Source organism: Stenotrophomonas sp. NLF4-10 (genome assembly GCF_022359915.1).
Taxonomy (GTDB): Bacteria; Pseudomonadota; Gammaproteobacteria; order Xanthomonadales; family Xanthomonadaceae; genus Stenotrophomonas; species Stenotrophomonas daejeonensis.
The window spans coordinates 840,556-865,893 of sequence record NZ_JAKSEE010000003.1 but is presented as its reverse complement, the minus strand read 5'-3'; the positions used below and the strand labels follow the sequence as shown (position 1 = coordinate 865,893).

Genomic DNA, 25,338 nt, shown 5'->3' with positions numbered 1-25,338 from the left:
TGATTTCAAATATTTGCGAGTTGGCACGGGACCTGCTTGATGAACCGCAACCTACCAGCGATGCCGACAATGATCCGCGACACCTCCGCACAGGACCAGACAATCACCCAGCACCAGCGGCCGCAGTGGCGCCGCTGGCTGTGGCCGGCCGTGGCCGTGCTCGTCGTGCTGGCCGGCGTCGGCTTCGTCACCAAGGGCTGGCTCGGCGGCTCGCGCTCGTTCGACGGCGACCGCTTGCGCATCGCCACCGTCGGCCGCGGCGACCTGGTGCGCGACATCGCCGCCGACGGCCGCGTGATCGCCGCCAACAGCCCGGTGCTGTACGCCATCTCCGCCGGCACCGTGACCTTGAAGGTGGTGGCCGGCGACGTGGTCAAGCAGGGCCAGGAGCTGGCGGTGATCGACAGCCCCGAACTGCGCAGCAAGCTGGCGCAGGAACAGGCCACCCTGGCCGGGCTGGAGGCCGAGGCCGGGCGCGCCGCGCTCGACGCCACCCTGGCCCGCGCCACCGGCGCGAAGATGTCCGACCAGGCCGAGCTGGTGCGCACCGCCGCCCAGCGCGACCTGGACCGCTACCAGCGCGGCTTCGACGGCGGCGCGGTGCCGCAGGTGGATCTGGCCAAGGCCCAGGACGAACTGAAGAAGGCCGAGATCGAACTGCAGCACGCGCACCAGGACGCCACCCTGCAGAGCCGCGGCGCCGACCTCGACGCGCGCAACAAGCGGTTGTTGGCCGAACGCCAGAAGGCGGTGGTGAACGAGGTGCAGCGCCAGGTCGATGCGCTGACCCTGCGCGCGCCGTTCGACGGCCAGGTCGGGCAGGTACAGGCCACCCAGCACACCCAGGTCGTCGCCAACGCGCCGGTGCTGGGCGTGGTCGACCTGTCGCGCTTCGAGGTCGAGATCAAGGTGCCCGAGAGCTTCGCCCGCGACCTCGCCATCGGCATGCCGGCGCAGCTGACCAGCGGCTCCAGGCAGCCGTTCCCGGGCGAGATCTCGGCGGTGTCGCCGGAGGTGGTCAACGGCGAGGTGGTGGCGCGCATCCGCTTCTCCGACCAGCAGCCGCCGGGCCTGCGCCAGAGCCAGCGGATGAGCGCGCGCATCCTGCTCGACACCCGCAAGGACGTGGTCAAGGTCGAGCGCGGCCCGTTCGTCGAGCAGTCCGGCGGCCGCTACGCCTGGGTGGTCAACGGCAGCACCGCCAGCCGCCGCCCGGTGACCTTCGGCGTCAGCAGCCTGGGCGAGGTCGAGATCGTCGAAGGCCTGCAGCCGGGCGAGAAGGTCGTCGTCTCCGGTACCGATCTGTTCGGCGATGCCGAGCGCGTTTCCATCAACTGATCCCCGTTTCCACCTTTCAGCACAGGAACCTCCCATGCTCCAGATGCAATCCGTCTCCAAGGTCTTCCGCACCGAACAGGTCGAAACCCACGCGCTGCGCTCGCTGGACCTGCACGTGCGCGAAGGCGAGTTCGTCGCCGTCACCGGCCCGTCGGGCTCGGGCAAGACCACCTTCCTCAACATCGCCGGGCTGCTGGAAACCTTCACCAGCGGCCAGTACCTGCTCGACGGCCAGGACGTCAGCCACCTCGGCGACGACGCCCGCTCGCGCCTGCGCAACCAGAAGATCGGCTTCATCTTCCAGGGCTTCAACCTGATCCCCGACCTCAACCTGTTCGACAACGTCGACGTGCCGCTGCGCTACCGCGGCATGCCCGCCGCCGAGCGCCGCCAGCGCATCGAGAAGGCGTTGAGCGACGTCGGCCTCGGCTCGCGCATGAAGCACTACCCGGCCGAACTGTCCGGCGGCCAGCAGCAGCGCGCCGCCATCGCCCGCGCCCTGGCCGGCAGCCCGCGCCTGCTGCTGGCCGACGAACCGACCGGCAACCTCGACACGCAGATGGCGCGCGGCGTCATGGAGCTGCTGGAGGAGATCAACAGCCAGGGCACCACCATCGTCATGGTGACCCACGACCCGGAGCTGGCCGCGCGCGCGCAGCGCAACGTGCACATCGTCGACGGCCAGGCCACCGACCTGCTGCGCGAACCGGCGCTGGCACACGGCTGACCTGCGCCCTCCCTTGCGCGTAGCGCAGGGGAGGGCTGGGGAGGGGTGCTTTGGCTTCCCCGCGAAAAGCCGCCCCCTCCCAACCTCCCCCTTTTGCTTTGCAAAAGGGGGAGGGGTGTCCCCCCGCAACCGGAACCCTTCCATGTTCGCCTACTACCTCAAACTCGGCCTGCACAGCCTGCGGCGCACGCCGGTGCTGACCGCGCTGATGGTGTTGTCCATCGCCATCGGCATCGGTGCGGCGATGACCACGCTGACGGTGATGCACCTGCTGTCCGGCGATCCGCTGCCGGGCCGCAGCCAGCACCTCTTCTACCCGCAGGTCGATGCGCTTTCGACCAGCAAGGCACGCCGCAACCCGCCGGACATGCTCGACTACACCTCGGCGATGGATTTGTGGCGCGCCGGGCGCGGCGACCGCCAGGCGCTGGTGAACGACAGCCCGATCAAGTTGCAGGCGCCGGAAACCGGGCAGCCGCCGCTGATGACGACGATGCTTTCGACGCATGCCGACTTCTTCCCGATGTTCGCGGTGCCGTTCGCCTTCGGCGGCCCGTGGACCGGCGAGGACGACGAAAAGCATGCGCGGGTCGCGGTCATCTCCGCCGACCTCAACGAAAAACTGTTCGGTGGCAAGGACAGCGTCGGCCGCACCCTGCGCATCCGCGATGCCGACGTGCGCATCGTCGGCGTGCTGGGGCCGTGGCGGCCGTCGCCGCAGTTCCACACCCTGGCCGGCGGCAATTTCTCGCAGGGCGACACCGCCAGCTTCTACGGCAAGGCCGAAGACGTGATGGTGCCGTTCCAGACCGGGCTGGAAATCAACGACGGCCACTTCGCCCAGTTCACCTGCAATTCGCTGCCGGCCGTGCCCGGCCACCTGCAGAACACCGACTGCGTCTGGCTGCAGCTGTGGGTGGAACTGGGCAGCGCCGCCAAGGTCGCCGACTACCGCCGCTTCGTCACCGACTATGCCGCGCAGCAGAAGGCGCTGGGCCGTATTGCCTTTCCCGAGAACGCCCGCCTGCTGTCGCTGATGCAATGGCTGGACTACAACCGCGTGGTGCCGCGCGACGTGCGCCTGCAGAGCTGGCTGGCGCTGGCGTTCCTGCTGATCTGCCTGTTCAACACGGTCGGCCTGCTGCTGGCCAAGTTCCTGCGCCGCGGCAGCGAGATCGGCGTGCGCCGCGCGCTGGGGGCATCCAGGCGTTCGATCTTCGCCCAATGCCTGATCGAAGCCGGCCTGATCGGCCTGATCGGCGGCACGCTTGGCCTGCTGCTGACCCTGGCCGGGCTGGGCGCCATCCGCAGCCAGCCGGTGGAATACGCCGACCTGGTGCACCTGGACCTGCCGATGTTCGCCGCCACCTTCGTGCTGGCGCTGTCGGCCAGCATCGTCGCCGGCCTGTTCCCCGCCTCGCGCGCCAGCCGCATCGCCCCGGCGATGCAACTGAAGACCCTGTAAGCGGAGCCGACCCATGGACATCAAGCCAATCCTCTCCGCACTGGGCCGCCACCGCGTCGCCGCCGCGCTGATCGTGCTGGAAATCGCGCTGGCCTGCGCGGTGCTGTGCAACGCCTTCTTCCTGATCTCCAGCCGCCTGGAACTGATGCGCATCGACAGCGGCGTGCAGGAAAGCGCCGTCGGCACGATCACGCTCAACGGCTGCGACGGCTGCAGCAACGCCGACCTCAACGCACGCGTGCTCGGCGCGTTGCGCGCCATCCCCGGCGTGCGCGCCGCCGGCGCCGCCAACAGCACCCCGTTCGGCCAGCGCGCCGGCTACATGGGCGCCAGCCTCGACCAAGAGGACAAGCAGTGGGCCGGCGTGCTGCACTTCTACATGGCCGACGCCGCCGCGATCGAGGCGCTCGGCCTGCACCCGGTGCAGGGCAATCCCTTCGCCGCCAGCGACTTCCAGCCGATCGACAACTTCGTGCCGAGCGACGCCCCTGTGTGGGTCACCCGCGCGCTGGCCGAACACCTGTGGCCCGGCGAAAGCCCGCTGGGCAAGGAACTGTGGAGCGGCGCGCACTTCCGCGTGACCGGCGTGGTGGACAACTTCGCCGTCACCGACCCGGGCCGCAGCGAGGAGGGCGTGGCCGGCGCGCAGTGGTCGGTGATCGTGCCGGTGCGCGACGACGCGCAATCGGGCAGCTACGTGCTGCGCGCCGATCCGCTCGACCTGCCGCGGGTGATGCAGGCCGCGCGCCAGGCAGTGGCCCGCGCCGTGCCCGAGGCGGTGCTCGACCAGCAGCAAAGCCGCACCCTGTCCGAACTGCGCGAACGCTATTTCCGCAGCGACCGCGCGATGGCGTGGCTGCTGGTCGCGGTGATCGCGGCGATGCTGCTGGTCACCGCGCTGGGCATCGTCGGCCTGGCCAGCTTCTGGGTGCAGCAGCGCACCAAGCAGATCGGCATCCGCCGCGCGCTGGGTGCCACTCGCCGCCAGATCACCGCCTATTTCCAGACCGAGAACCTGCTGCTGACTGGCGCCGGCATCGCGCTCGGCATGCTGCTGGCCTACGGCGGCAACCAGGTGCTGATGCACCACTTCGAGATCGCGCGGCTGCCGCTGCCCTACCTGCCGTTCGGCGCGCTGGCGCTGTTGCTGCTGGGCCAGGCCGCCGTCATCGGCCCGGCGCTGCGCGCCGCCGCCGTCCCGCCCATCGTCGCCACCCGCAGCGCCTGACCCACCGGAGCCGAACATGTTCACCTATTACTTCAAGCTGGCCCTGCGCAGCTTCCGCCGCAACAAGGTGCTCACCGCGCTGATGGTGCTGGCCATCGCCCTGGGCATCGGCGCCGCGATGACCACGCTCACCGTGTTCAAGGTGCTCTCCGGCGACCCCATCCCGCACAAGAGCGAACGCCTGTTCTACGTGCAGCTCGACGCCTACACCCGCGAGGGCTACAAGCCCGGCGAGGAGCCGGAAGGGCAGCTGACCCGCTTCGACGCCGAGGAACTGCTGCGGCAGAAGAAGGCGCCGCGGCAGGCGATGATGACCGGTGGCGGCGGCATCGTCGATCCGCGGGTGGATGCGCTCAAGCCCTTCAGCGTCGGCATGCGCTACACCTCCGGCGACTTCTTCCCGATGTTCGACACCCCGTTCCTGTACGGCCAGGGCTGGAGCGGCGCCGAGGACAACGGCCACGCGCGGGTGGCGGTGATCAGCCGCACCCTCAACGACAAGCTGTTCAAGGGCGCCAACAGCGTCGGCCGCGACGTGCTGGTCGAAGGCCACGCGCTGCGCGTCGTCGGCGTGCTCGACGACTGGAAGCCGCAGCCGCTGTTCTACGACCTGTTCGTCGGCCGCTACGACCGCCAGGAAGACGTGTTCGTGCCGTTCTCCACCTCGCGCGACCTGGAGCTGGACCGCAACGGCAACATGAACTGCTTCGGCCGCGAGATCGTCAACGACGCCACCGCGCTGAACGTGCCCTGCGCCTGGATCCAGTACTGGGTGGAGCTGGATTCGGCCGCCGACGCACCCGCGTTCAAGGCCTACCTGGACAACTATTCCGACCAGCAGCGCGCCGCCGGCCGCTTCGAGCGCCCGGCCAACACCCGCCTGCGCAACGTGATGGAGCTGCTGGAATTCCGCAACGTGGTGCCCGGCGATGTGCGCCTGCAGATGTGGCTGGCGTTCGGCTTCCTGCTGGTGTGCCTGGTCAACACCGTGGGCCTGCTGCTGGCCAAGTTCCTGCGCCGCAGCGGCGAGATCGGCGTGCGCCGCGCGCTCGGCGCCAGCCGCACGGAGATCTTCAAGCAATGCCTGGTCGAGGCCGGGACGATTGGCCTGGCCGGCGGCATGCTGGGCCTGCTGCTGGCGCTGGGCGGACTGTGGGCGGTGCGCCAGCGCCCGGCCGACTATGCCTCGCTGGCCCACCTGGACGGCTCGATGCTGCTGCTGACCTTCGCCCTGGCCATCGCCGCCAGCCTGCTGGCCGGCATCCTGCCGGCGTGGCGGGCGATGCAGGTGGCCCCGGCAGTGCAGCTCAAGACGCAGTGACCAATGCTTTTCCCTTCTCCCTCCGGGAGACAGCTTGGCAGGATTGCCAAGCTGCACGGCGAAGCCGCCCGAAGGGTGAGGCACATGGATGTGCCGAATGCAGTTGGCCCGAAGGGCCGGATGAGGGTTCGGTGCGGTCAATGCAGTCCGAACCTCCCCCATCCTCCCCGAACCCTCACCCCAACCCCTCTCCCGGAGGGAGAGGGGCCAAAACCCCGGAGTCCCACATGGAAATCCGCCCGATCCTGTCCACCCTGTCGCGCCACAAGACCGCCGCGGCGCTGATCGTGCTGGAGATCGCGCTGAGCTGCGCGATCATCTGCAACGCGCTGTTCATCGTTTCCCAGCGCCTGGAAACCCTCAACCTCGCCAGCGGCATCGACGACGACCGGCTGATCGAGATCGGCCTGAGCGGCATCGGCCAGCAGACCGACGGCGACGCCCGCACCGCCGAGGACCTGGCCTCGCTGCGTGCCGTCCCCGGCGTCGAACGCGTGGCCATCACCAACCAGTTGCCGTTCCAGAACGGCAGCTGGAACACCTCGCTCTCGCTCAGCGCCGAGCAGGAAGTGCCCACGCTCAACGCCACCCAGTACATGGTCGGCGAAGGCACGCTGGCGACGATGGGCCTGAAACTGATCGCCGGCCGCGACTTCAACGCCGACGAGTACAAGAGCAGCGACGTGCTGAACAAGGTCGAGGACGTCAACGGCCTGTCCTCGGCCATCATCCTCAGCAAGCCGGCCGCCGACAGGATGTTTCCGGAAGGCGGCGCGGTCGGTAAAACCGTCTACATGGCCAACATCCCGCTGACCATCGTCGGCGTGGTCGATACCCTGCTGCGGCCGAACATGCAGAGCAACAACCGCACCTATTCGGTGGTGTTCCCGATCCGCATGAACTTCGCCAACGGCGGCCGCTACCTGATCCGCGTGGCCGAGCCGGCGCGCCGCGCAGAGGTGCTCGAACAGGCGCTGGCGGCGCTGGACCGCAACGATCCCAACCGCCTGGTCTGGCGCAAGCTGACCTTCGAACAGGGCCGCGCCGACTACTTCGCCAACGACCGCGACATGGTCGGCCTGCTGCTGATCGTGTGCGCCCTGTTGCTGCTGGTGACCGCGCTGGGTATCGTCGGCCTGGCCAGCTTCTGGGTGCAGCAGCGTACCAAGCAGATCGGCATCCGCCGCGCGCTCGGCGCGACCAAGGGCCAGATCCTGCGTTATTTCCAGACCGAGAACTTCCTGCTGGCCGGCATCGGCATCGTCGTCGGCATGCTGCTGGCCTACCTGCTCAACCAGTGGCTGATGGGCCGCTATGAACTGCCGCGGCTGCCACTGCTGTACCTGCCGGTCGGCGCGCTGGCGCTGTGGCTGCTGGGGCAGGTGGCGGTGTTCGGCCCGGCGCGGCGCGCGGCGGCGATCCCGCCGGCGGTAGCAACGCGCAGCACCTGAACACGACAGGCTCCTCCTTCCGCAAGGCGGGAGGGGCACGGCTTGCGGACCGCGGCCCCGCAGCCCTTCCAACGCCCTCGCCCCGGGGCATGGGCCGGGATACGGAAGGATTGGGGGAGAGGACCCGGGCGACGCCCGCGATGTGCTCGCGCGAAAGCTTCGCCTTGTCCTCAGGCAAGGAAACCAAGAGGTGTTCATGCTCGGCTACTACCTGCAACTCGCGCTGCGCAGCTTTCGCCGCAACAGGGTATTGACCCTCTTGATGGTGCTGACCATCGCGGTCGGCATCGGCGCGACGATGACCACGCTGGGGCTCTACTTCGTACTCTCCGGCAATCCGATTCCGGGCAAGAGCGCGCGGTTGTTCTACCCGCGCATCGAGCCGCGCACCTTGGGCAAGGACGCCACGCTGGACAAGGAACCGTTGAAACAGATGACCCGCCATGACGCCGAAGAGCTGCTGCGGCAGCGGCGCGCCGACCGCCAGGCGGTGATGACGGCCGGATTGGTCACCGTGCAACCGGAGGGCAATGCGGGACAGCCCTTCCGCGTCATGGCGCGCTACGCATCGGCGGATTTTTTCCCGATGTTCGACGTCCCCGTGCACAGCGGCACTGCATGGAGCGCAGCCGACGACGAAGCGCGCGCGCAGGTGGCGGTCATTGATCGCCGGCTGGCGAACAGGCTGTTCGGCACCGAGAATGCCGTCGGCAGGGAAATCCGCCTGCCGCAGGGCATGTTCCGGGTGGTGGGTGTGCTCGGCGACTGGCGACCGACACCGCGCTTCTATGACCTGACCAGCCAGCGTTACGGCGGCGACGAACAGGTGCTGCTGCCATTCTCCACCGCCCGCGCACTGCGGCTGGATGTACAAGGCCATATGCAATGCTGGGGCCGCGGCGGAGAGGGCGAGGAAGGGGGCCGCAGCCTCAATGCCCCCTGCGCCTGGCTGCAGTACTGGGTGGAACTGGATTCGCCGCAGAAAGCCGACGCCTACCTGAAGTACCTTGCCGACTATTCGGATACCCAGCGCACCAATGGCCGCTTCGAGCGCCCGAACAATGTGCGCCTGCATGACGTGATGGACTGGCTGGATTACAACCGCATCGTGCCCGACGACGTGCGCCTGCAGATGTGGCTGGCGTTCGGCTTCCTGCTGGTGTGCCTGATCAATACGGTGAGCCTGCTGCTGGCCAAGTTCCTGCGCCGCGGCGGCGAGATCGGCATACGCCGCTCGCTGGGTGCTTCGCGCCTGGACATCTTCAAGCAATGCCTCACCGAAGCCGGCGTCATCGGACTGGTCGGTGGCGGACTGGGCCTGGGCTTCGCCGCCATCGGCCTGTGGCTGATCCGCCAGCAACCGGACGAGTACGCGAAGCTGGCGCATATGGATGGCACCACGCTGTGGATGACCTTCGCCCTCGCGGTGACGGTGAGCCTGCTGGCCGGCCTGCTGCCGGCGTGGCGCGCGATGCAGGTTCCTCCCGCACTGCAACTCAAGAGCCAGTGATGAAATGCAAGACGGACGGAAATGAAGCACGGGGAGCACACCCCTGCCCGGTCAGCAGCCCCATCGCCACCGGCATTGCCATCACCCCTGCGTCATCCGCCCACCGCCCCATTCCCCACTCCCATCGGTGAACATGGAAATCCGGCCCATCCTCAACATGTTGCTGCGGCACAAGATCGCCGCCCTGCTGGTCGTGCTGGAAATCGCCCTGAGCTGCGCGATCATCTGCAACGCGGTGTTCATCATCAGCAATCGCATCGCCGAACTGCGGATCGGAAGCGGCATAGCCGATGACGAACTGGTGTACCTGTCCACCAGCAGCCTGCTGCCCGACGTCAACCACGACGCCCTGCGCAGGCAGGACATCCGCGCGCTTTCCTCCCTGCCCGGAGTGAAAGCGGTGAGCAGCGTCAACCAGATTCCCTATGGCGGCAGCGTCTGGGGCTCGGACGTCCGTCTCGATGCGGACCAGACCCGGCCCACCACCAACGCCTCGCTCTACATGGACGACGGACAACTCCTGCAGACCTTCGGGCTGCGGGTGGTGGAAGGCCGTGCGTTCACTCCGGACGAGTATCTGGAGAACAGCACGTTCGACCCCAACCGGGTCGGCCAGACCGTCCCCGCCATCATGCTGAGCCGGTCCCTGGCCGACTCGCTGTTCCCGGGCCAGAGCGCGCTTGGCAGGAACCTCTATGTCTGGGGGGAACAGCAGCCCCCTTCGACCGTCGTCGGCGTGACCAGCGACCTGATGGCGCCCGGAGAAGCGGGCAGCTTCGCCAGCCGCTTCGATTCGATGATCTTCCCGATCCGCGTCTCCAATGGCGGCTATGCGCTGCGCACCACGCCGGAACAGCGCGAAAGCGTGCTCCAGGCCGCCGTCGCCGCGTTGAACCGCGAAGATCCCAACCGGATCATCGAAGAGAAGGGCACGCTGGAGCAGATGCGCACCGATTTCCATCGGCGTGACCGCTCGGTGATCTGGCTCCTGCTCGCCGTGTGCTCCGCACTGCTGGCGGTCACCGCCTTCGGCATCATCGGCCTGTCCAGTTTCTGGGTGCAGCAGCGCACCCGGCAGATCGGTATCCGCCGCGCGCTGGGCGCCACCCGCAGGCACATCCTGCGTTACTTCCAGCTGGAGAACTTCCTGCTCAGCAGCATCGGGATCGCATTGGGGCTGTTCCTGGCCTACGGCCTGAACATGCTGCTGATGAGCCACTACGAACTGCCACGCCTGCCGCTGGCCTACCTGCCGGTCACCGCAGTGGCGCTGTGGCTGCTGGGCCAGGCCGCGGTGCTCGGCCCGGCCCGGCGCGCCGCCTTGATTCCACCGGCCGTCGCCACGCGCAGCGCCTGAAACCTGCAAGGACACATGATGAAGACCACACTGCGCCTGTTGCCCCTGTTGCTGTTGTCGCCCACTGCCACCGCACTGGCGGCCGACGACCTGACCACCACCGTCGCCGCGCTCGACCAGGCTGTGTTCGACAGTTTCAACCATTGCCAGGACCCGGCCCAGCTGGAAAAGCACGCCAGCTACTTCGACCCGGCGGTCGAGTTCTACCACGACACCGGTGGCGTCACCTGGAGCCGCGAGGCGATGCTGGAAAACACCCGCAAGCACGCCTGCGGCCACTACACCCGCGAACTGGTGGAAGGCAGCCTGCAGGTGTTCCCGATCAAGGATTTCGGCGCCATCGCCCAGGGCAGCCACCGCTTCTGCGACACCGCCAGCGGCAAGTGCGAGGGGCTGGCCGACTTCACCATGCTCTGGCACCTGCACGACGGCCAATGGACCCTCACCCGCGTGCTGAGCTACGGCCATCGCGCGGCCGCGGCGGCCGGACACCCCTGAAGCACATGTCCCCTGCCAGCGCGGGCCGCAACGTGTAAGGTCTGCGCTTCCCTTTCCACTCCCACCCTTGCAAGCCCCGATGCCGCAGATCCTGATCATCGACGACAACAGCGCCGTGGCCACCGCGCTGGACGTGCTGTTCTCGCTGCACGACATCGACACCCGCCACGCCGCCTCGCCCGCGCAGGGGCTGGCGATGCTCGAAGAGCAGGAGTTCGACCTGGTGATCCAGGACATGAACTTCACCGCCGACACCACCTCCGGCGACGAGGGCCGCGCGCTGTTCGGGCAGATCCGCGACGCGCACCCGGACCTGCCGGTGATCCTGCTCACCGCGTGGACGCACCTGGACAGCGCGGTGGAACTGGTCAAGGCCGGCGCCGCCGACTACCTGGCCAAGCCGTGGGACGACGGCCGCCTGCTGACCACGGTCAACAACCTGCTGGAACTGGCCGAAACCCGCCGCGAGCTGGCGCGCCGTCGCCAACGCGAGCTGCGCCAACAGACCAGCCTGCGCGAGCGCTACGACCTGCGCGGGGTGGTGTTCGCCGACCCGGCCAGCGAACGGGTCATCGCGCTGGCCTGCCAAGTGGCGCGCTCGGAGCTGCCGGTGCTGATCACCGGCCCCAACGGTGCGGGCAAGGAGAAGATCGCCGAGATCATCCAGGCCAACTCCGGCAAGCGCGGCGGCCCGTTCGTCGCGCTGAACTGCGGCGCGATCCCTTCCGAACTGATCGAAGCCGAGTTGTTCGGCGCCGAGGCCGGCGCCTATACCGGCGCCAACAAGGCGCGCGAAGGCAAGTTCGAGGCGGCCGATGGCGGCACCCTGTTCCTCGACGAGATCGGCAACCTGTCGCTGACCGGGCAGATGAAGCTGCTGCGGGTGCTGGAAACCGGCCGTTTCGAGCGCCTGGGCTCCAACCGCGAGCGCCAGGTGAAGGTGCGCGTGGTCAGCGCCACCAACGCCGACCTGCCGGCGATGATCCGCGACGGCAGCTTCCGCGAGGACCTCTATTACCGCCTCAACACCGTCGAACTGACACTGCCGGCGCTGGGCGAACGGCGCGAGGACATCCTGCCGCTGGCCCGCCATTTCCTCGGCGACGACGGCAAGCCGCTGTCGCCGCAGGCCGCGCAGGCACTGCAACGCCATAACTGGCCGGGCAATGTGCGCGAACTGCGCAACGTGATCCAGCGCGCCAGCCTGCTGGCGCAGGGGCCGCGCATCGAAGCGGCCGACCTCAACCTGCCGCGTGCACCGCAGCGCCCCACCGCGCCGGCCGACGAACCGGACCGCGCGCGCATCGTCGCCGCATTGGAACGCGCCGGCGGCGTCATTGCCCAGGCTGCCGCCGACCTCGGCCTGAGCCGGCAGGCGCTGTACCGGCGCATGGACCGCCACGGCATCCCCCGCGAATGAAACGACCATGTTGAAGACACGCTCGTTCACCTTCCGCCTGTTCCTGCGCCTGCTGCCGGTGCTGGGGCTGGCCGCGGCCATGCCGTGGCTGCTGGCGTACTGGATGGACCGCGGCTGGGTGGTCGCCACGGTATCGACGGCGCTGCTGCTGGCGCTGATGTGGTGGACGCTGCGTCGCGCCACCGCGCCGATCCGCTCGCTGCTGCGCGCGCTGGCCGGCATCACCAGCAGCTACCGCGACGGCGAATACAACTTCGGCGTGCACTGGCGCGGCAACGACGAACTGGCACAACTGGTGAAGGCCCACGCCGAGCTGGGCGACGTGCTGCGCGAGCAACGCCAGTCGCTGGTGCAGCGCGAGCTGTTGCTGGACACGATGGTGCAGAACACGCCGGTGGCGATGCTGCTGCTGGCCGACGGCGGCGACGGCGTGCAGCGCGTGGCGTTCTCCAACCTTGCCGCGCGCAAGCTGCTGCACGGCGGCTGGAAGCTGGAAGGCAAGCGCATGCACGAGCTGCTGGAGAACATGCCGGTGGAACTGCGCAACGCCATCGCCCGCGGCGGCGACAGCCTGTTCGCGGTGCGCGAGGAAGGTGGCGACGAGGACGACGAACAGGTCTACCACCTGTCGCGGCGCAGCTTCCATCTCAACGGCCGCCCGCACGAACTGCTGCTGCTGCGCCTGCTGACCGCCGAACTGCGCCGGCAGGAAGTGCAGACATGGAAGAAGGTCATCCGCGTCATCAGCCACGAACTGAACAATTCGCTGGCGCCGATCGCCTCGCTGGCCCACTCCGGCGCCGAGTTGGTACGGCGCGGCCGCAACGACCGGCTGGAGGACATCTTCGCCACGGTCGAGGAGCGCGCGCGCCATCTGGAAGGCTTCATCCGCGGCTACGCGCGCTTCGCCAAGCTGCCGCAACCGCAGCTGCAGACCATAGGCTGGGCCGCGTTCCTCGGCGGGTTGCAGCAGCAGATTCCCTTCCGCATGGCGCCGCCTGCCGAAGACCTGCACAGTCGCATCGATCCGGCGCAGTTCTCGCAGGCATTGCTGAACCTGCTGAAGAACGCGCACGAGGCCAGCGCCGACAACGGCATCGACGCCGACGACGCGGTGGAAGTGCGGCTGGCGCGGTTGCCGCACTGGCTGCGCATCGAGGTGCTGGACCGCGGCAGCGGCATGAACGAGGCGGTGCTGCAGAACGCGCTGATGCCGTTCTATTCGACCAAGCGCAACGGCACCGGCCTGGGCCTGGCGCTGACCCGCGAGATCGTCGAGGCGCACGACGGCCGCATCTCGTTGCAGAACCGCAACGACGGCGGCCTGTGCGTGACCATCCTGCTGCCGGCCGCCTGAGCTCGACGCCGAGCCGGAGCGGTCCCGGCGGCTACTCTGCAAGGGTAGGTCGGGGTTACATCCCCGACGCTTGATGTCCGGATGCGCAGGGCGTCGGGGATGTAACCCCGACCTACGCGCCTTTACTTTTTCACCGGCCGCTTCCAGCCTTCGATGGTCTGCTGGCGGCTGCGCGCCACGGTCAGCTTGCCTTCCGGCGCATCGCGGGTGATCACCGAGCCGGCACCAATGGTCGCGCCGTCCGCCAGCGTCACCGGCGCCACCAGCGCGCTGTTGGAACCCACGAACACCTTGTCGCCGATGGTGGTGCGGAACTTGTTCACGCCGTCGTAGTTGCAGGTGATGGTGCCGGCGCCGATGTTGGTGCCGCTGCCGATCACCGCATCGCCCAGGTAGGTCAGGTGGTTGGCCTTGCTGCCCTTGCCCAGCGTGGTCTTCTTCGTTTCCACGAAGTTGCCCACGTGCACGCCGTCGGCCAGCACCGTGCCGGGGCGCAGCCGTGCGAACGGGCCGATCTGCGCCGCGCCCTCGCTGACCACGCCTTCCAGGTCGCAGTGCGGCTGCACCACGGTGCCGGCACCGAGCCTGACGTCCTTCAGCCGTACGAACGCGCCGATGCTGACGCCGTCGCCCAGCTCGACCTCGCCCTCCAGCACCACGTTGGCGTCGATCTGCACGTCGGCCCCGGCCCTGACCGTGCCGCGCTGGTCGAAGCGCGACGGGTCCAGCAGGCGCACGCCCTGCGCGCACAGCGCACGCGCCGCGCGCAGCTGCCAGGCGCGCTCCAGCTGCGCCAGCTGCCACGGGTCGTTGGCGCCTTCGGCCTCCTGCGGATCGGCCACGTGCACCAGCGTGGCCGGCGTGTATTCGGCCGTGGCCGCGGCGAACACGTCGGTCAGGTAGTACTCGCCCTGCGCGTTGGCGTTGGACAGGCCCGACAACCAGCGCCGCAACGCGGTGGATTCGGCGGTGACGATGCCGGTATTCACCGTGCGGATGCGCTTCTGCTCGTCGTCGGCATCCTTCTGCTCGACGATGGCCGCGACCTTGCCCTCGGCATCGCGCACGATGCGGCCATAGCCGGTCGGGTCGTCCAGGTCGGCCACCAGCACCGCCAGCCGCGGCGCGCCATGCAGCAGCGCGCGCAGCGTATCGGCGCGGATCAGCGGTACGTCGCCATACAGCACCAATACCTGCGCCGTGTCCGGAACGGCCGGCATCGCCTGCTGCAAGGCATGGCCGGTGCCCAGCTGCTGTACCTGTTCGGCCCAGTTCAAGTCCGTCTGGTCGGCAAACGCCGCGCGCACCGCCTCGCCGCCGTGGCCATGCACCACGTGGATGCCCGCCGGCTGCAACTGTCGCGCGGTGTCGATCACGTGCGCCAGCATCGGCCGCCCGGCCACCGGCTGCAGCACCTTGGGCAGCGCCGACTGCATGCGCTTGCCGGCGCCGGCGGCGAGGATGATCACGTGCAACGGCTGGGTCATGTCGGCGGATTTCCTGTAAACGATGGAGCAATTCTAGTGAACCTCTCCCCGCCTGCGTGAAGCACGCATTCCCCGCCGCGGGAATCCGCCGGCAGCCGGTAACATGGCCGTCGGTCCCGTCGCCCAGGAATCCAATGAGCCTGTTCCGGCAAGGCAGCCAGTACCTCGCCATCGGCCTGCTGCAGTTGTCGCTGGACTGGCTGGTATTCGTCGCCGCCACCGCCGCCGGCCTGCCTGCGATCCCCGGCAACCTGCTCGGCCGCGTCAGCGGCGCGCTGCTCGGCTTCTGGCTCAATGGCCGTTATACCTTCGCCAGCGGCGGCGAACGGCGCCACGGCTGGGGCCGGTTCGCGCGCTTCCTCGGGCTGTGGCTGTTGATGACCGCCATCAGCACCTGGCTGGTGGCGCTGGTCGCGCATGCACTGGGTTTGCAGATGGCCTGGCTGGCCAAGCCGGTGGTCGAGGGTGCGCTGGCCGCGGCGAACTTCTTCCTGCTGCGGCACGTGGTCTATCGCTGAGCCCAAACCCCGTAGGAGCGCACCTTGGTGCGCGATGGGGCTTTCCCGGTGAAGCCATCGCGCACCAAGGTGCGCTCCTACAGGAAACCATCAAATACTTCTTCTCTTGATGCACCAACGAAAAACGCCGGGCAAGTCCGGCGCTTTCCTGTTCCCGCAAGCCCGCACTCAGTGCTTGAGGTTGCGGCGCAGGCGCTCCAGCGCCTGCAGCTGCGCGGTGATCTCGGCCAGCTTCTGCTGCGCCTCGGCCAGCTCCATCGCCTCGCCGCGGTGGGCCAGCACGCGCTCGGCTTCTTCCTTGGCCTTGCGCACCGCGGCCTCGTCGATGTCGGTGGCGCGGATGGCGGTGTCGGCCAGCACGGTCACGACCTGCGGCTGCACTTCGAGGATGCCGCCGGAAATGGCGAAATCCAGCTGCTCGCCGACCGGCGTGGTGACCACGACCTTGCCCGGCTTCAGGCGGGTGATCAGCGGCGCGTGCTTGGGCGCGATGCCCAGCTCGCCCAGCTCACCGGTTGCCACGACCAGGGTGGCCTCGCCACTGAAGATCTGCTGCTCGGCGCTGACGATGTCGCAACGGATGGTGCTCATGGTTTGGTTCTCAAAAGCGGGGAACAGGGAACGGGGAACGGGGAATGCGGGTCCACCGCGGCAGGCCCGTGGAACCGGGAACGTTCATTCCCCGATCCCGGTTCCCGCTCCAGCCTTCCTCAGGCCTTCTCGGCCATCTTCTTGGCCTTCTCGACCGCTTCCTCGATGCCGCCGACCATGTAGAACGCCTGCTCCGGCAGGTGGTCGTACTCGCCATCGACGATGCCCTTGAAACCACGGATGGTTTCCTTCAGCGGCACGTACTTGCCCGGCGAGCCGGTGAACACTTCGGCCACGTGGAACGGCTGGCTGAAGAAGCGCTCGATCTTGCGCGCGCGCGACACGGCCTGCTTGTCTTCTTCGGACAGTTCGTCCATGCCCAGGATCGCGATGATGTCCTTCAGCTCCTTGTACTTCTGCAGGGTCTGCTGGACGCGCTGGGCGGTGTCGTAGTGCTCGTGGCCGATGACCTGCGGGTCCATCTGGCGCGAGGTCGAGTCCAGCGGGTCCACCGCCGGGTAGATGCCCAGCGAGGCGATCGAGCGCGACAGGGTCACGGTCGAGTCCAGGTGGGCGAAGGTGGTGGCCGGCGACGGGTCGGTCAGGTCGTCCGCGGGCACGTACACGGCCTGGATCGAGGTGATCGAACCGGTCTTGGTCGAGGTGATGCGCTCCTGCAGCACGCCCATTTCCTCGGCCAGGGTCGGCTGGTAGCCCACCGCCGACGGCATGCGGCCCAGCAGCGCCGACACTTCGGTACCGGCCAGCGTGTAACGGTAGATGTTGTCGACGAACAGCAGCACGTCCTTGCCCTTGCCGTTGGCGTCCTTCTCGTCGCGGAAGTATTCGGCCATCGTCAGGCCGGTCAGGGCGACGCGCAGGCGGTTGCCCGGCGGCTCGTTCATCTGGCCGTAGACCATCGCCACCTTGTCAAGGACGTTGGAGTCCTTCATCTCGTGGTAGAAGTCGTTGCCCTCGCGGGTACGCTCGCCCACGCCGGCGAACACGGACAGGCCGCTGTGCGCCTTGGCGATGTTGTTGATCAGCTCCATCATGTTGACGGTCTTGCCGACGCCGGCGCCGCCGAACAGGCCGACCTTGCCGCCCTTGGCGAACGGGCACATCAGGTCGATGACCTTGATGCCGGTTTCCAGCAGCTCGGTGGACGAGGACTGGTCTTCGTACGACGGCGCGGCGCGGTGGATTTCCCACGAATCGGAAGCGGCGACCGGGCCGGCTTCGTCGATCGGGCGGCCCAGCACGTCCATGATGCGGCCCAGGGTGCCGGCGCCGACCGGCACCGAGATGGCGCGGTTGGTGTTGGTGGCCACCAGGTTGCGCTTCAGGCCGTCGGTGGAGCCCAGCGCGATGGTGCGGACCACGCCGTCACCCAGCTGCTGCTGCACTTCCAGCGTGATTTCGGTGTTTTCCACCTTCAGCGCGTCGTACACCTTCGGCACGTCGCTGCGCGGGAATTCGACGTCGACGACCGCGCCGATGATCTGAACGATCTTGCCCTGACTCATTGCTGCATCCTCTAATTGAATACTTTGTTTGCGCGCGTCAGACCGCTGCCGCGCCGCCGACGATTTCGGAGATTTCCTGGGTGATCGCCGCCTGGCGGGCCTTGTTGTAGACCAGTTGCAGGGTGCCGATCAGCTTGTTGGCGTTGTCGCTGGCCGCCTTCATCGCCACCATGCGTGCGGCATGCTCGGAAGCGACGTTTTCCAGCAGCGCCTGGTACACCAGCGACTCGATGTAGCGCGTGATCACGTGCTCGAGCACGGTCGCGGCATCGGGTTCGTACAGGTAGTCCCAGTCGTGCGAGGACACTTGCGACTGGCTGGCCGGCAACGGCAGCAGCTGGTCGAAGGTGGCCTTCTGCGTCATCGTGTTGACGAAGTGGTTGTAGACCAGGTAGACGCGGTCGACCTTGCCCTCGGTGAAGGCATCGAGCATCACCTTGATCACGCCGATCAGCGTCTCCAGCTTCGGCACGTCGCCGATGTGGGTGACGCTGCCGACCATGTCCACGTTGACGCGGCGGAAGAACACGCTGGCCTTCTGGCCGATGGTCACCACGTCGATCCCGGCGCCCTTGTCCTGCCACTCGCGCATTTCGCCGACGGTCTTGCGGAACAGGTTGTTGTTCAGGCCGCCGGCCAGGCCGCGGTCGGACGAGATGACGATGTAGCCGACCCGCTTGACTTCGCTGCGCTCGACCAGGAACGGATGCTGCACGTCGGTACTGGCCTGGGCCAGGTGGCCGATGACCTGCTTCATCGCCTGCGCGTACGGACGCGAGGTCTTCATCCGGTCCTGCGCCTTGCGGATCTTGGAGGCCGAGACCATTTCGAGCGCGCGCGTCACCTTGCGGGTGTTCTGCACGCTCTTGATCTTGGTTTTGATTTCGCGTCCGCTTGCCATCTCTTATTCCCGTAGCGCGGGGACATGCCCCCGCTTTTGTCACAGTGAAGCGGGGCCAGCGCCCCGCTCTACATGCGGCTTACCAGCTGCCGGTGGTCTTGAACTCGGCGATGCCCTGCTTGAAGGCCGCCTCGATCTCGTCGTTCCAGCCGCCGGTGGCGTTGATCTTGTTGATCAGCTCGCCCTGCGTGTTGGCGAAGTGGGCATGCAGGCCCTCTTCGAACGCCAGCAGCTTGCCCACCGGCACGTCGTCGAGGTAGCCCTCGTTGACGGCGTAGATCGACAGCGACTGGTTGGCGATCGACATCGGCGCGTACTGCTTCTGCTTCATCAGCTCGGTGACGCGCTGGCCGCGCTCCAGCTGCTTGCGGGTCGCTTCGTCCAGGTCCGAGGCGAACTGCGCGAACGCCGCCAGCTCGCGGTACTGCGCCAGCGCGATGCGGATGCCGCCGGACAGCTTCTTGATGATCTTGGTCTGCGCCGAACCACCGACGCGCGACACCGAGATGCCGGCGTTCACGGCCGGGCGGATGCCGGCGTTGAACAGGTCGGTTTCCAGGAAGATCTGGCCGTCGGTGATCGAGATCACGTTGGTCGGCACGAACGCGGACACGTCGCCGGCCTGGGTTTCGATGATCGGCAGCGCGGTCAGCGAGCCGGTCTTGCCGGTGACCTTGCCCTCGGTGAACTTCTCGACGTATTCCTCGGACACGCGTGCGGCGCGTTCCAGCAGGCGCGAGTGCAGGTAGAACACGTCGCCCGGGTAGGCTTCGCGGCCCGGCGGGCGCTTGAGCAGCAGCGAGATCTGGCGGTAGGCCACGGCCTGCTTGGAAAGGTCGTCATAGACGATCAGCGCGTCTTCGCCGCGGTCCATGAAGTACTCGCCCATCGTGCAGCCGGAGTAGGCGCTGATGTACTGCATCGCGGCCGACTCGGACGCGGTGGCGGCGACGACGATGGTGTGGGCCAGCGCGCCGTTCTCTTCAAGCTTGCGCACGATGTTGGCGACCGTCGAGGCCTTCTGGCCGATGGCGACGTACACGCACTTGATGCCGGTGCCCTTCTGGTTGATCACCGCGTCGATCGCCATCGCGGTCTTGCCGGTCTGGCGGTCGCCGATGATCAGCTCGCGCTGGCCGCGGCCGATCGGGATCATCGCGTCGACCGACTTGTAGCCGGTCTGCACCGGCTGGTCGACCGACTTGCGCCAGATCACGCCCGGGGCCACGCGCTCCACCGGCGCAGTCAGCTGGGCGCCCAGCGGGCCCTTGCCGTCGATCGGCTCGCCCAGCGCGTTGACCACGCGGCCGAGCAGTTCCGGGCCGACCGGCACCGACAGGATCTGGCCGGTGGTCTTGGCCACGTCGCCTTCGCGCAGGTGCTCGTAATCGCCCAGCACCACGGCGCCGACCGAGTCGCGCTCCAGGTTCAGCGCCAACGCGTAGGTGTTGTTCGGCAGTTCGATCATTTCGCCTTGCATCACGTCGGCCAGGCCGTAGATGCGCACGATGCCGTCGGACACCGAGGTCACGGTGCCTTCGTTGCGCGATTCCGCGGACAGGGCGACCTTCTCGATGCGGTTCTTGATCAGCTCGCTGATTTCGGAGGGGTTGAGCGTGTTGGCCATGGTCAAGTCCTAGTGCCGGCGGTCAGGCCGGACGTTAAATGAATTCAGTGGGCGAGCGCGGTCTGCAGGCGCGACAGCTTGCCCTTGAGCGAGCCGTCGATCACCACGTCGCCGGCGTCGATCACGGCGCCGCCGATCAGCGAGACGTCCACCGCGGTCGTCACTTCGACGTCGCGGCCGAAACGCCTGCGCAGCGCGGCCTTGATCTTTTCCAGCTCCTCGCCCGACAGCTCACCGGCCGAGGTCACGGTGGCCTTGACCACGTTCTCGGCATCGGCGCGCAGCTGCTCGAACAGGCCGGCGATTTCCGGCAGTTGCTGCAGGCGCTGCGATTCGGCCAGCAGGTCCAGGAAACGGCCGTAGCTCTCGCCGGCCGCTTCCGGGGCCAGCAGCGCGACCGCGTCGCCGCGCGCCAGTTCCGGATTCGACAGCAGGGCCGACACGCGCGGATCGGCGGCAACGCGGGCGGAGAACGCAAGCGCGTCCGACCACGGCGCGAACTTGCCGTCCTCGCGCGCAATCGCGAACGCGGCGCGGGCGTACGGGCGGGCAAGCGTGAGGGCCTGGCTCATCGATCAGATCTCCGCGGCCAGTTCGTCGAGCAGCGCCTTGTGGGCGTTGGCGTCGATCTCGCGCTTGAGCAGCTTCTCGGCACCGCTCACGGCCAGCGCCGACACCTGCCTGCGCAGGTCCTCGCGGGCGCGGTTGGCGGCGGCGTCGATCTCTGCCTGGGCCAGCTCCTTCTGCCGGTTGGCTTCGGCGATGGCCTCGTTCTTGGCCGCCTCGACGATCTGGTTGGCGCGGGCATGGGCCTGGTCGATGATCTCGTTGGCCTTGCCGCGGGCTTCCTTCAGCGCCTCGTTGACCTTCACTTCGGCCTGGGCGAGGTCCTTCTGGCTGCGGTCGGCGGCGGCCAGGCCCTCGGCGATCTTCTGCTGGCGCTCCTCGATGGCGTTCATCAACGGCGGCCAGATCAGGGTCGCGATGATCCAGATCAGGGCGGCGAAGGCCAGGGCCTGCGCAATGAGGGTGAAATTGATATTCATGGGTTGGCTCAATCGCTGTATCGGGGTGGTCGCGCCGCCACTGCGGACGGCGCAACCAGACCTTCATCCGTGGCCGGGCGCATCACGCGCCCGGTCATCTCGCTGCAACCGGATCAGCCCGCCAGCTTGGCGGCTTCGGCCAGCAGGGCCGAGGCCAGCGGGTTGGCGAAGGCCAGCAGCAGGCCGACGGCGACCGAGATGATGAACGCGGCGTCGATCAGGCCGGCGGTGATGAACATGCGGACCTGCAGCACCGGGATCAGCTCCGGCTGGCGCGCGGCCGATTCCAGGAACTTGCCCGACATGATGGCCAGACCCAGACCGGCGCCCAGCGCGGCCAGGCCGATCATGATGCCAACGGCAAGGGCGGTGGAGCTCTGAACTTGGGCGAGATTGGTCAGGACGGCGAAGTACATGGTTTTCTCCAGGAACGAGGTAGCTAAGGGTGATGAAACGGATGAAGGGTGGAACCGGATTGAAGCTTTGGAACTCTTAGTGGCTGTCTTCCGACAGGCTCAGGTACACGATCGACAGCATCATGAAGATGAATGCCTGCAGCGGAATCACCAGCAGGTGGAACAGCATCCAGCCCAGGCCGAAGGTACCGCCGGCAAGGGCGCCGAAGAAGCCGGCGCCGCCCAGCACCCAGATCAGCAGGAACACGATCTCGCCGCCGAACATGTTGCCGAACAGTCGCATGGCCAGCGAGATCGGCTTGCTCAGCCATTCGACGATGTTGAGGATCAGGTTGAACGGCATCATCCACTTGCCGAACGGCGCGGTCAGGAATTCCTTGACGAAACCGACGATGCCCTTGGACTTCAGCGCGAAGAAGAACATCAGGAACAGCACGCTGATCGACATGCCCAGGGTGGCATTGACGTCGGCGGTGGGCACCGGCTTCCAGTAGTGGATGCCGACCCAGCCCAGCGGGATGGCGATGAAGTCGGCCGGGATCATCTTGACCGTGTTCATCAACAGGATCCAGAAGAAGATGGTGATCGCGATCGGCGTCACCAGCTTGCTCTTGCCGTGGTAGGTATCCTTGGCCTGGCGGTCGACGAACTCCAGGCAGATCTCCACGAACGCCTGCCACTTGCCCGGCACGCCGGACGTGGCCTTGCGGGTGGCCAGCCAGAAGGCGAACACCATCAGCAGGCCCAGCAGCACCGCGGTGACGATGGTGTCGACGTGGATCGTCCAGAAGCCGCCGCCATCACCGACCGGGGAGGTCAGGTTCTGCAGGTGATGCTGGATATAGGTGGTAGGGGTTAGAGCCTCGCCCGCCATGAGTACCGGAACCTTTGTGAATTCGATCAACGCCTGGCCAAGGCCAGAATCAGAGTAAGAAGTTGGACTACTAACGCTACCGGAATGCTTGCCAACAGTGCCAAAGGAGGAAGCTCCCACCAAGCAAATGCCAGCACTAACACAACCAAAATCAGTACTACTTTCAATACAAGCGCCAACATCAAGCGCGTCAGCGCCATATCAGCAGACTGTATGCCGCCACTGAGCGCTACCCATATCGCCATCGCCCCCCCTGCCACCACCGCCAGGCCCGACACGAGCGCGCCGAGGGCGTAGCTTGGCCCCACCAGCAGGAAGGCCAAGGCCAGGACAGCCACTGCGGCCAGCGGATAGATCGCGGCGCGCAACATCAGTCGCCGACCCGCTTCAACGGAGTTCAGCACGTGGTAGGTCCTGCTTCATGGAACTAGGGGAAACGGACGGCACCGGATGGCGCCTCGTCGAGCCGTGAGAGTATAGCAGCGGGACATTTTGCGAGACAACCGCCACAAGCCGCCCCATGTCGAATGCAAGTCACCGCAGTTGCTGGCTTTTTCAGGCCCGGCCAGACAGGGCCGCAGCCTTGCTTTCCGCGCCCCAACATGCGGAACTTCAATGCCGTCGCCGTGTCGAACACCTGCACGTCCGTCGCCATCACCCTCGTCGATGCGCACGGCGGACGTCCGGGCGAGGTGGCCCGCAAACCGGGCCACCTCGCCGCATTCGTCGGTCAGGCGCTGCAGGAGCCGGCTCTGTCCCCAACGCCAGAAACGACCTCTTCGATCACCGGAAAGCATCCGCGTCGGCGTTCCCGCGGCGCACCAAAACAAAGCCCCGGCATTGCCGGGGCCCTGGACTGCAGACTGGATGGCGTCACTTCTTCTTCGGCAGGTACAGGTCGGTGATGGTGCCGTCGTAGATTTCCGAGGCCATCGCCACCGATTCGCTCAGGGTCGGGTGGGCATGGATGGTGTGGCCGATGTCCTCGGCTTCGGCACCCATCTCGATGGCCAGGCAGATTTCGGCCAGCAATTCACCGGCATGCACGCCCACGATGGCGCCGCCGATGACGCGGTGGCTTTCCTCGTCGAACACCAGCTTGGTGAAGCCCTCGGTGCGACCGATGCCGATGGCGCGGCCGCTGGCCGCCCACGGGAACTTGGCCACGCCGACCTTCAGGCCCTTGGCCTTGGCCTCGGTTTCGGTGACGCCGACCCACGCGATTTCCGGGTTGGTGTAGGCCACCGACGGGATCACCCGCGCCACCCATTCCTTCTTCTCGCCGAACGCGACTTCCGCGGCCAGCTTGCCTTCGTGCGTGGCCTTGTGCGCCAGCATCGGGTTACCGACGACGTCGCCGATGGCGAAGATGTGCGGCACGTTGGTGCGCATCTGCCGATCGACCGGGATGAAGCCGCGGTCGGTGACTTCCACGCCGGCCTTGTCGGCGTCGATCTTCCTGCCGTTCGGCGCGCGGCCTACTGCAACCAGCACGCGGTCGAAGGTGGCGCTTTCCAGCGCCGGCTTCTCGCCTTCGGCGGCGGCCTCGAAGGTCACCGTGATGCCCTTCTTGTCGGCGCTGACGCCCGATGCCTTGGTCTTCAGGTGGACGTCGATGCCCTGCTTCTTCAGGCGGTCGGCCAGCGGCTTGACCAGGTCCTTGTCGGCGCCCGGCATCAGCTGGTCCATGAACTCGACCACGGTGACTTTCGCGCCGAGGGCGCCATAGACCGTCGCCATTTCCAGACCGATGATGCCGCCGCCGACGACCAGCAGGCTGCCCGGCACTTCGGCCAGTTCCAGCGCGTCGGTGGAATCCATCACGCGCGGATCACTCCACGGGAAGTTCGGCAGCTTCACCGCCTGCGAGCCGGCGGCGATGATGCACTGCTCGAAGCGCAGCAGCTGGGTCTTGCCGTCGTCGCCGGTGATCTCCAGCTCGTTGGCGGAGACGAACTTCGCCACGCCCTGCACGGTGCGCACCTTGCGCTGCCTGGCCATGCCGGCCAGGCCCTTGGTCAGCTGGCCGACGACCTTTTCCTTGTACTCGCGCAGCTTGTCCAGCGCGATGGTCGGCTTGCCGAAGGCGATGCCCAGTTCGTCGGCGTGCGCGGCATGGTCGATGATCTCGGCCGCGTGCAGCAGCGCCTTCGACGGGATGCAGCCGACGTTGAGGCAGACGCCGCCGAGGCTGGCGTAGCGCTCGACCAACACCGTGTCCATGCCCAGGTCGGCCGAGCGGAACGCGGCGGTGTAGCCACCGGGACCGGCGCCCAGCACCACCATGCGGCACTCGATGTCGGCGGTGCGGCCGCTGGACGGCAGCGCCTTGGCGGCCACCGCCGGGTCCGGCGCGCGGTGCGACGGCGTCACCGGCGGCTTGCTGCCCGGTGCCACCTTGTCGGCGGCCGGCGCGGACGCGGCCGGCGCAGCGGCGGCGCCTTCGGTTTCCAACAGCAGCACCACGTCGCCTTCGGACAGGGTGTCGCCGAGCTTGACCTTGACCTCCTTGACCACGCCGGCGGCCGAGGACGGCACTTCCAGCGTGGCCTTGTCCGACTCCAGCGTGACCAGGCCCTGGTCCTTGGCCACCGTGTCGCCGGCGGCAACCAGCACTTCGATGACCGGGACCTTGCTGTAGTCGCCGATGTCGGGAACCTTGATTTCAACCGTTGCCATT

General features: G+C 67.5%; 24 protein-coding genes. 13 read left to right on the top strand and 11 right to left on the bottom strand.

Features of this window, described 5'->3' with window-relative positions:
• The first annotated feature begins 69 nt into the window (after positions 1–69).
• From MIC98_RS04180 to MIC98_RS04130, 11 genes are all read left to right on the top strand, one after another.
• A complete protein-coding gene (locus tag MIC98_RS04180) occupies positions 70–1,338 on the top strand; it encodes an efflux RND transporter periplasmic adaptor subunit (protein WP_239738022.1) in 1,269 nt (422 codons plus the stop codon).
• 34 nt (positions 1,339–1,372) lie between these two features.
• Positions 1,373–2,065: an ABC transporter ATP-binding protein gene (locus tag MIC98_RS04175; RefSeq protein WP_057641015.1), complete on the top strand. Its 693-nt coding sequence runs from the start codon at positions 1,373–1,375 to the stop codon at positions 2,063–2,065.
• A gap of 142 nt (positions 2,066–2,207) precedes the next feature.
• On the top strand, positions 2,208–3,530 hold the full coding sequence (locus MIC98_RS04170; RefSeq protein ID WP_239735879.1) for an ABC transporter permease: 1,323 nt from the start codon (positions 2,208–2,210) through the stop codon (positions 3,528–3,530).
• Between the two features lie 13 nt (positions 3,531–3,543).
• Positions 3,544–4,758, top strand: a complete 1,215-nt coding sequence (locus MIC98_RS04165; RefSeq protein WP_239735877.1) for an FtsX-like permease family protein — start codon at positions 3,544–3,546, stop codon at positions 4,756–4,758.
• Between the two features lie 16 nt (positions 4,759–4,774).
• Positions 4,775–6,079 carry an ABC transporter permease gene (locus MIC98_RS04160; RefSeq protein WP_239735875.1) on the top strand — a complete coding sequence of 435 codons (1,305 nt, stop codon included), beginning with the start codon at positions 4,775–4,777 and terminating at the stop codon, positions 6,077–6,079.
• A 227-nt stretch (positions 6,080–6,306) separates the two neighbouring features.
• The gene (locus MIC98_RS04155; protein ID WP_239735872.1) at positions 6,307–7,530 is read left to right on the top strand and encodes an FtsX-like permease family protein; all 1,224 of its coding nucleotides are present in this window, start codon (positions 6,307–6,309) and stop codon (positions 7,528–7,530) included.
• 196 nt (positions 7,531–7,726) lie between these two features.
• Positions 7,727–9,040 (top strand): ABC transporter permease, encoded by a 1,314-nt coding sequence (locus MIC98_RS04150; RefSeq protein WP_239738020.1) that lies wholly within the window; start codon positions 7,727–7,729, stop codon positions 9,038–9,040.
• Positions 9,041–9,173: 133 nt separating this feature from the next.
• Entirely contained in the window at positions 9,174–10,397 is a 1,224-nt protein-coding gene (locus MIC98_RS04145) for an FtsX-like permease family protein (protein WP_239735870.1), read from the top strand.
• Between the two features lie 18 nt (positions 10,398–10,415).
• Complete coding sequence (locus tag MIC98_RS04140) at positions 10,416–10,895, top strand: nuclear transport factor 2 family protein (protein ID WP_239735868.1); 480 nt, start codon at positions 10,416–10,418, stop codon at positions 10,893–10,895.
• A gap of 79 nt (positions 10,896–10,974) precedes the next feature.
• Positions 10,975–12,315, top strand: a complete 1,341-nt coding sequence (locus MIC98_RS04135; protein ID WP_239735865.1) for a sigma-54 dependent transcriptional regulator — start codon at positions 10,975–10,977, stop codon at positions 12,313–12,315.
• A gap of 10 nt (positions 12,316–12,325) precedes the next feature.
• On the top strand, positions 12,326–13,672 hold the full coding sequence (locus MIC98_RS04130; RefSeq protein WP_239738018.1) for a HAMP domain-containing sensor histidine kinase: 1,347 nt from the start codon (positions 12,326–12,328) through the stop codon (positions 13,670–13,672).
• A gap of 122 nt (positions 13,673–13,794) precedes the next feature.
• Here the strand turns inward: MIC98_RS04130 and glmU are convergent, their stop codons facing one another.
• Positions 13,795–15,159, bottom strand: coding sequence for a bifunctional UDP-N-acetylglucosamine diphosphorylase/glucosamine-1-phosphate N-acetyltransferase GlmU (glmU, locus tag MIC98_RS04125; protein ID WP_239735863.1), 1,365 nt, complete (start codon positions 15,157–15,159; stop codon positions 13,795–13,797).
• Positions 15,160–15,293: 134 nt separating this feature from the next.
• Here glmU and MIC98_RS04120 point away from each other — a divergent pair, with 134 nt between their 5' ends.
• Complete coding sequence (locus tag MIC98_RS04120; protein WP_239735861.1) at positions 15,294–15,677, top strand: GtrA family protein; 384 nt, start codon at positions 15,294–15,296, stop codon at positions 15,675–15,677.
• A gap of 168 nt (positions 15,678–15,845) precedes the next feature.
• On the opposite strand, the gene MIC98_RS04115 is transcribed toward MIC98_RS04120, so the two are convergent.
• The 9 genes from MIC98_RS04115 to MIC98_RS04075 form a co-directional block, all read right to left on the bottom strand.
• On the bottom strand, positions 15,846–16,268 hold the full coding sequence (locus MIC98_RS04115) for a F0F1 ATP synthase subunit epsilon (RefSeq protein ID WP_239735859.1): 423 nt from the start codon (positions 16,266–16,268) through the stop codon (positions 15,846–15,848).
• Positions 16,269–16,387: 119 nt separating this feature from the next.
• Entirely contained in the window at positions 16,388–17,794 is a 1,407-nt protein-coding gene (gene atpD / locus MIC98_RS04110; RefSeq protein ID WP_239735857.1) for a F0F1 ATP synthase subunit beta, read from the bottom strand.
• Between the two features lie 37 nt (positions 17,795–17,831).
• Positions 17,832–18,695 carry a F0F1 ATP synthase subunit gamma gene (gene atpG, locus MIC98_RS04105; RefSeq protein ID WP_239735855.1) on the bottom strand — a complete coding sequence of 288 codons (864 nt, stop codon included), beginning with the start codon at positions 18,693–18,695 and terminating at the stop codon, positions 17,832–17,834.
• Between the two features lie 79 nt (positions 18,696–18,774).
• Positions 18,775–20,322: a F0F1 ATP synthase subunit alpha gene (gene atpA / locus MIC98_RS04100; protein WP_239735852.1), complete on the bottom strand. Its 1,548-nt coding sequence runs from the start codon at positions 20,320–20,322 to the stop codon at positions 18,775–18,777.
• A 44-nt stretch (positions 20,323–20,366) separates the two neighbouring features.
• Complete coding sequence (locus MIC98_RS04095) at positions 20,367–20,894, bottom strand: F0F1 ATP synthase subunit delta (protein ID WP_239735850.1); 528 nt, start codon at positions 20,892–20,894, stop codon at positions 20,367–20,369.
• Positions 20,895–20,897: 3 nt separating this feature from the next.
• Positions 20,898–21,368: a F0F1 ATP synthase subunit B gene (locus MIC98_RS04090; protein WP_057639995.1), complete on the bottom strand. Its 471-nt coding sequence runs from the start codon at positions 21,366–21,368 to the stop codon at positions 20,898–20,900.
• 113 nt (positions 21,369–21,481) lie between these two features.
• Positions 21,482–21,784 (bottom strand): F0F1 ATP synthase subunit C, encoded by a 303-nt coding sequence (atpE, locus tag MIC98_RS04085; RefSeq protein WP_057639996.1) that lies wholly within the window; start codon positions 21,782–21,784, stop codon positions 21,482–21,484.
• A 76-nt stretch (positions 21,785–21,860) separates the two neighbouring features.
• Positions 21,861–22,658, bottom strand: a complete 798-nt coding sequence (atpB, locus tag MIC98_RS04080) for a F0F1 ATP synthase subunit A (RefSeq protein ID WP_057639997.1) — start codon at positions 22,656–22,658, stop codon at positions 21,861–21,863.
• Between the two features lie 26 nt (positions 22,659–22,684).
• Positions 22,685–23,062: a hypothetical protein gene (locus MIC98_RS04075; RefSeq protein ID WP_239735847.1), complete on the bottom strand. Its 378-nt coding sequence runs from the start codon at positions 23,060–23,062 to the stop codon at positions 22,685–22,687.
• A 198-nt stretch (positions 23,063–23,260) separates the two neighbouring features.
• Between MIC98_RS04075 and MIC98_RS04070 the strand changes: the two genes are divergently transcribed.
• Positions 23,261–23,563 (top strand): hypothetical protein, encoded by a 303-nt coding sequence (locus MIC98_RS04070; protein ID WP_239735845.1) that lies wholly within the window; start codon positions 23,261–23,263, stop codon positions 23,561–23,563.
• Here the strand turns inward: MIC98_RS04070 and lpdA are convergent.
• Entirely contained in the window at positions 23,532–25,337 is a 1,806-nt protein-coding gene (gene lpdA / locus MIC98_RS04065) for a dihydrolipoyl dehydrogenase (protein WP_239735843.1), read from the bottom strand. The two genes, MIC98_RS04070 and lpdA, sit on opposite strands and share 32 nt — an antisense overlap.
• Between the last annotated feature and the right edge of the window lies 1 nt (position 25,338).

Bases quoted from the DNA above. Each gene is read 5' to 3' on its own strand.
- MIC98_RS04155 (WP_239735872.1), top strand. From the start codon at position 6,307: ATGGAAATCCGCCCGATCCTGTCCACCCTGTCGCGCCACAAGACCGCC.
- MIC98_RS04170 (WP_239735879.1), top strand. From the start codon at position 2,208: ATGTTCGCCTACTACCTCAAACTCGGCCTGCACAGCCTGCGGCGCACG.
- MIC98_RS04180 (WP_239738022.1), top strand. From the start codon at position 70: ATGATCCGCGACACCTCCGCACAGGACCAGACAATCACCCAGCACCAG.
- lpdA (WP_239735843.1), bottom strand. From the start codon at position 25,337: ATGGCAACGGTTGAAATCAAGGTTCCCGACATCGGCGACTACAGCAAG.
- glmU (WP_239735863.1), bottom strand. From the start codon at position 15,159: ATGACCCAGCCGTTGCACGTGATCATCCTCGCCGCCGGCGCCGGCAAG.
- MIC98_RS04150 (WP_239738020.1), top strand. From the start codon at position 7,727: ATGCTCGGCTACTACCTGCAACTCGCGCTGCGCAGCTTTCGCCGCAAC.
- MIC98_RS04160 (WP_239735875.1), top strand. From the start codon at position 4,775: ATGTTCACCTATTACTTCAAGCTGGCCCTGCGCAGCTTCCGCCGCAAC.
- MIC98_RS04070 (WP_239735845.1), top strand. From the start codon at position 23,261: ATGCGGAACTTCAATGCCGTCGCCGTGTCGAACACCTGCACGTCCGTC.
- atpB (WP_057639997.1), bottom strand. From the start codon at position 22,658: ATGGCGGGCGAGGCTCTAACCCCTACCACCTATATCCAGCATCACCTG.
- MIC98_RS04135 (WP_239735865.1), top strand. From the start codon at position 10,975: ATGCCGCAGATCCTGATCATCGACGACAACAGCGCCGTGGCCACCGCG.
- atpG (WP_239735855.1), bottom strand. From the start codon at position 18,695: ATGGCAAGCGGACGCGAAATCAAAACCAAGATCAAGAGCGTGCAGAAC.
- MIC98_RS04090 (WP_057639995.1), bottom strand. From the start codon at position 21,368: ATGAATATCAATTTCACCCTCATTGCGCAGGCCCTGGCCTTCGCCGCC.
- MIC98_RS04120 (WP_239735861.1), top strand. From the start codon at position 15,294: ATGAGCCTGTTCCGGCAAGGCAGCCAGTACCTCGCCATCGGCCTGCTG.
- MIC98_RS04115 (WP_239735859.1), bottom strand. From the start codon at position 16,268: ATGAGCACCATCCGTTGCGACATCGTCAGCGCCGAGCAGCAGATCTTC.
- MIC98_RS04175 (WP_057641015.1), top strand. From the start codon at position 1,373: ATGCTCCAGATGCAATCCGTCTCCAAGGTCTTCCGCACCGAACAGGTC.
- atpE (WP_057639996.1), bottom strand. From the start codon at position 21,784: ATGTACTTCGCCGTCCTGACCAATCTCGCCCAAGTTCAGAGCTCCACC.
- MIC98_RS04165 (WP_239735877.1), top strand. From the start codon at position 3,544: ATGGACATCAAGCCAATCCTCTCCGCACTGGGCCGCCACCGCGTCGCC.
- atpD (WP_239735857.1), bottom strand. From the start codon at position 17,794: ATGAGTCAGGGCAAGATCGTTCAGATCATCGGCGCGGTCGTCGACGTC.
- MIC98_RS04095 (WP_239735850.1), bottom strand. From the start codon at position 20,894: ATGAGCCAGGCCCTCACGCTTGCCCGCCCGTACGCCCGCGCCGCGTTC.
- atpA (WP_239735852.1), bottom strand. From the start codon at position 20,322: ATGGCCAACACGCTCAACCCCTCCGAAATCAGCGAGCTGATCAAGAAC.
- MIC98_RS04145 (WP_239735870.1), top strand. From the start codon at position 9,174: ATGGAAATCCGGCCCATCCTCAACATGTTGCTGCGGCACAAGATCGCC.
- MIC98_RS04140 (WP_239735868.1), top strand. From the start codon at position 10,416: ATGAAGACCACACTGCGCCTGTTGCCCCTGTTGCTGTTGTCGCCCACT.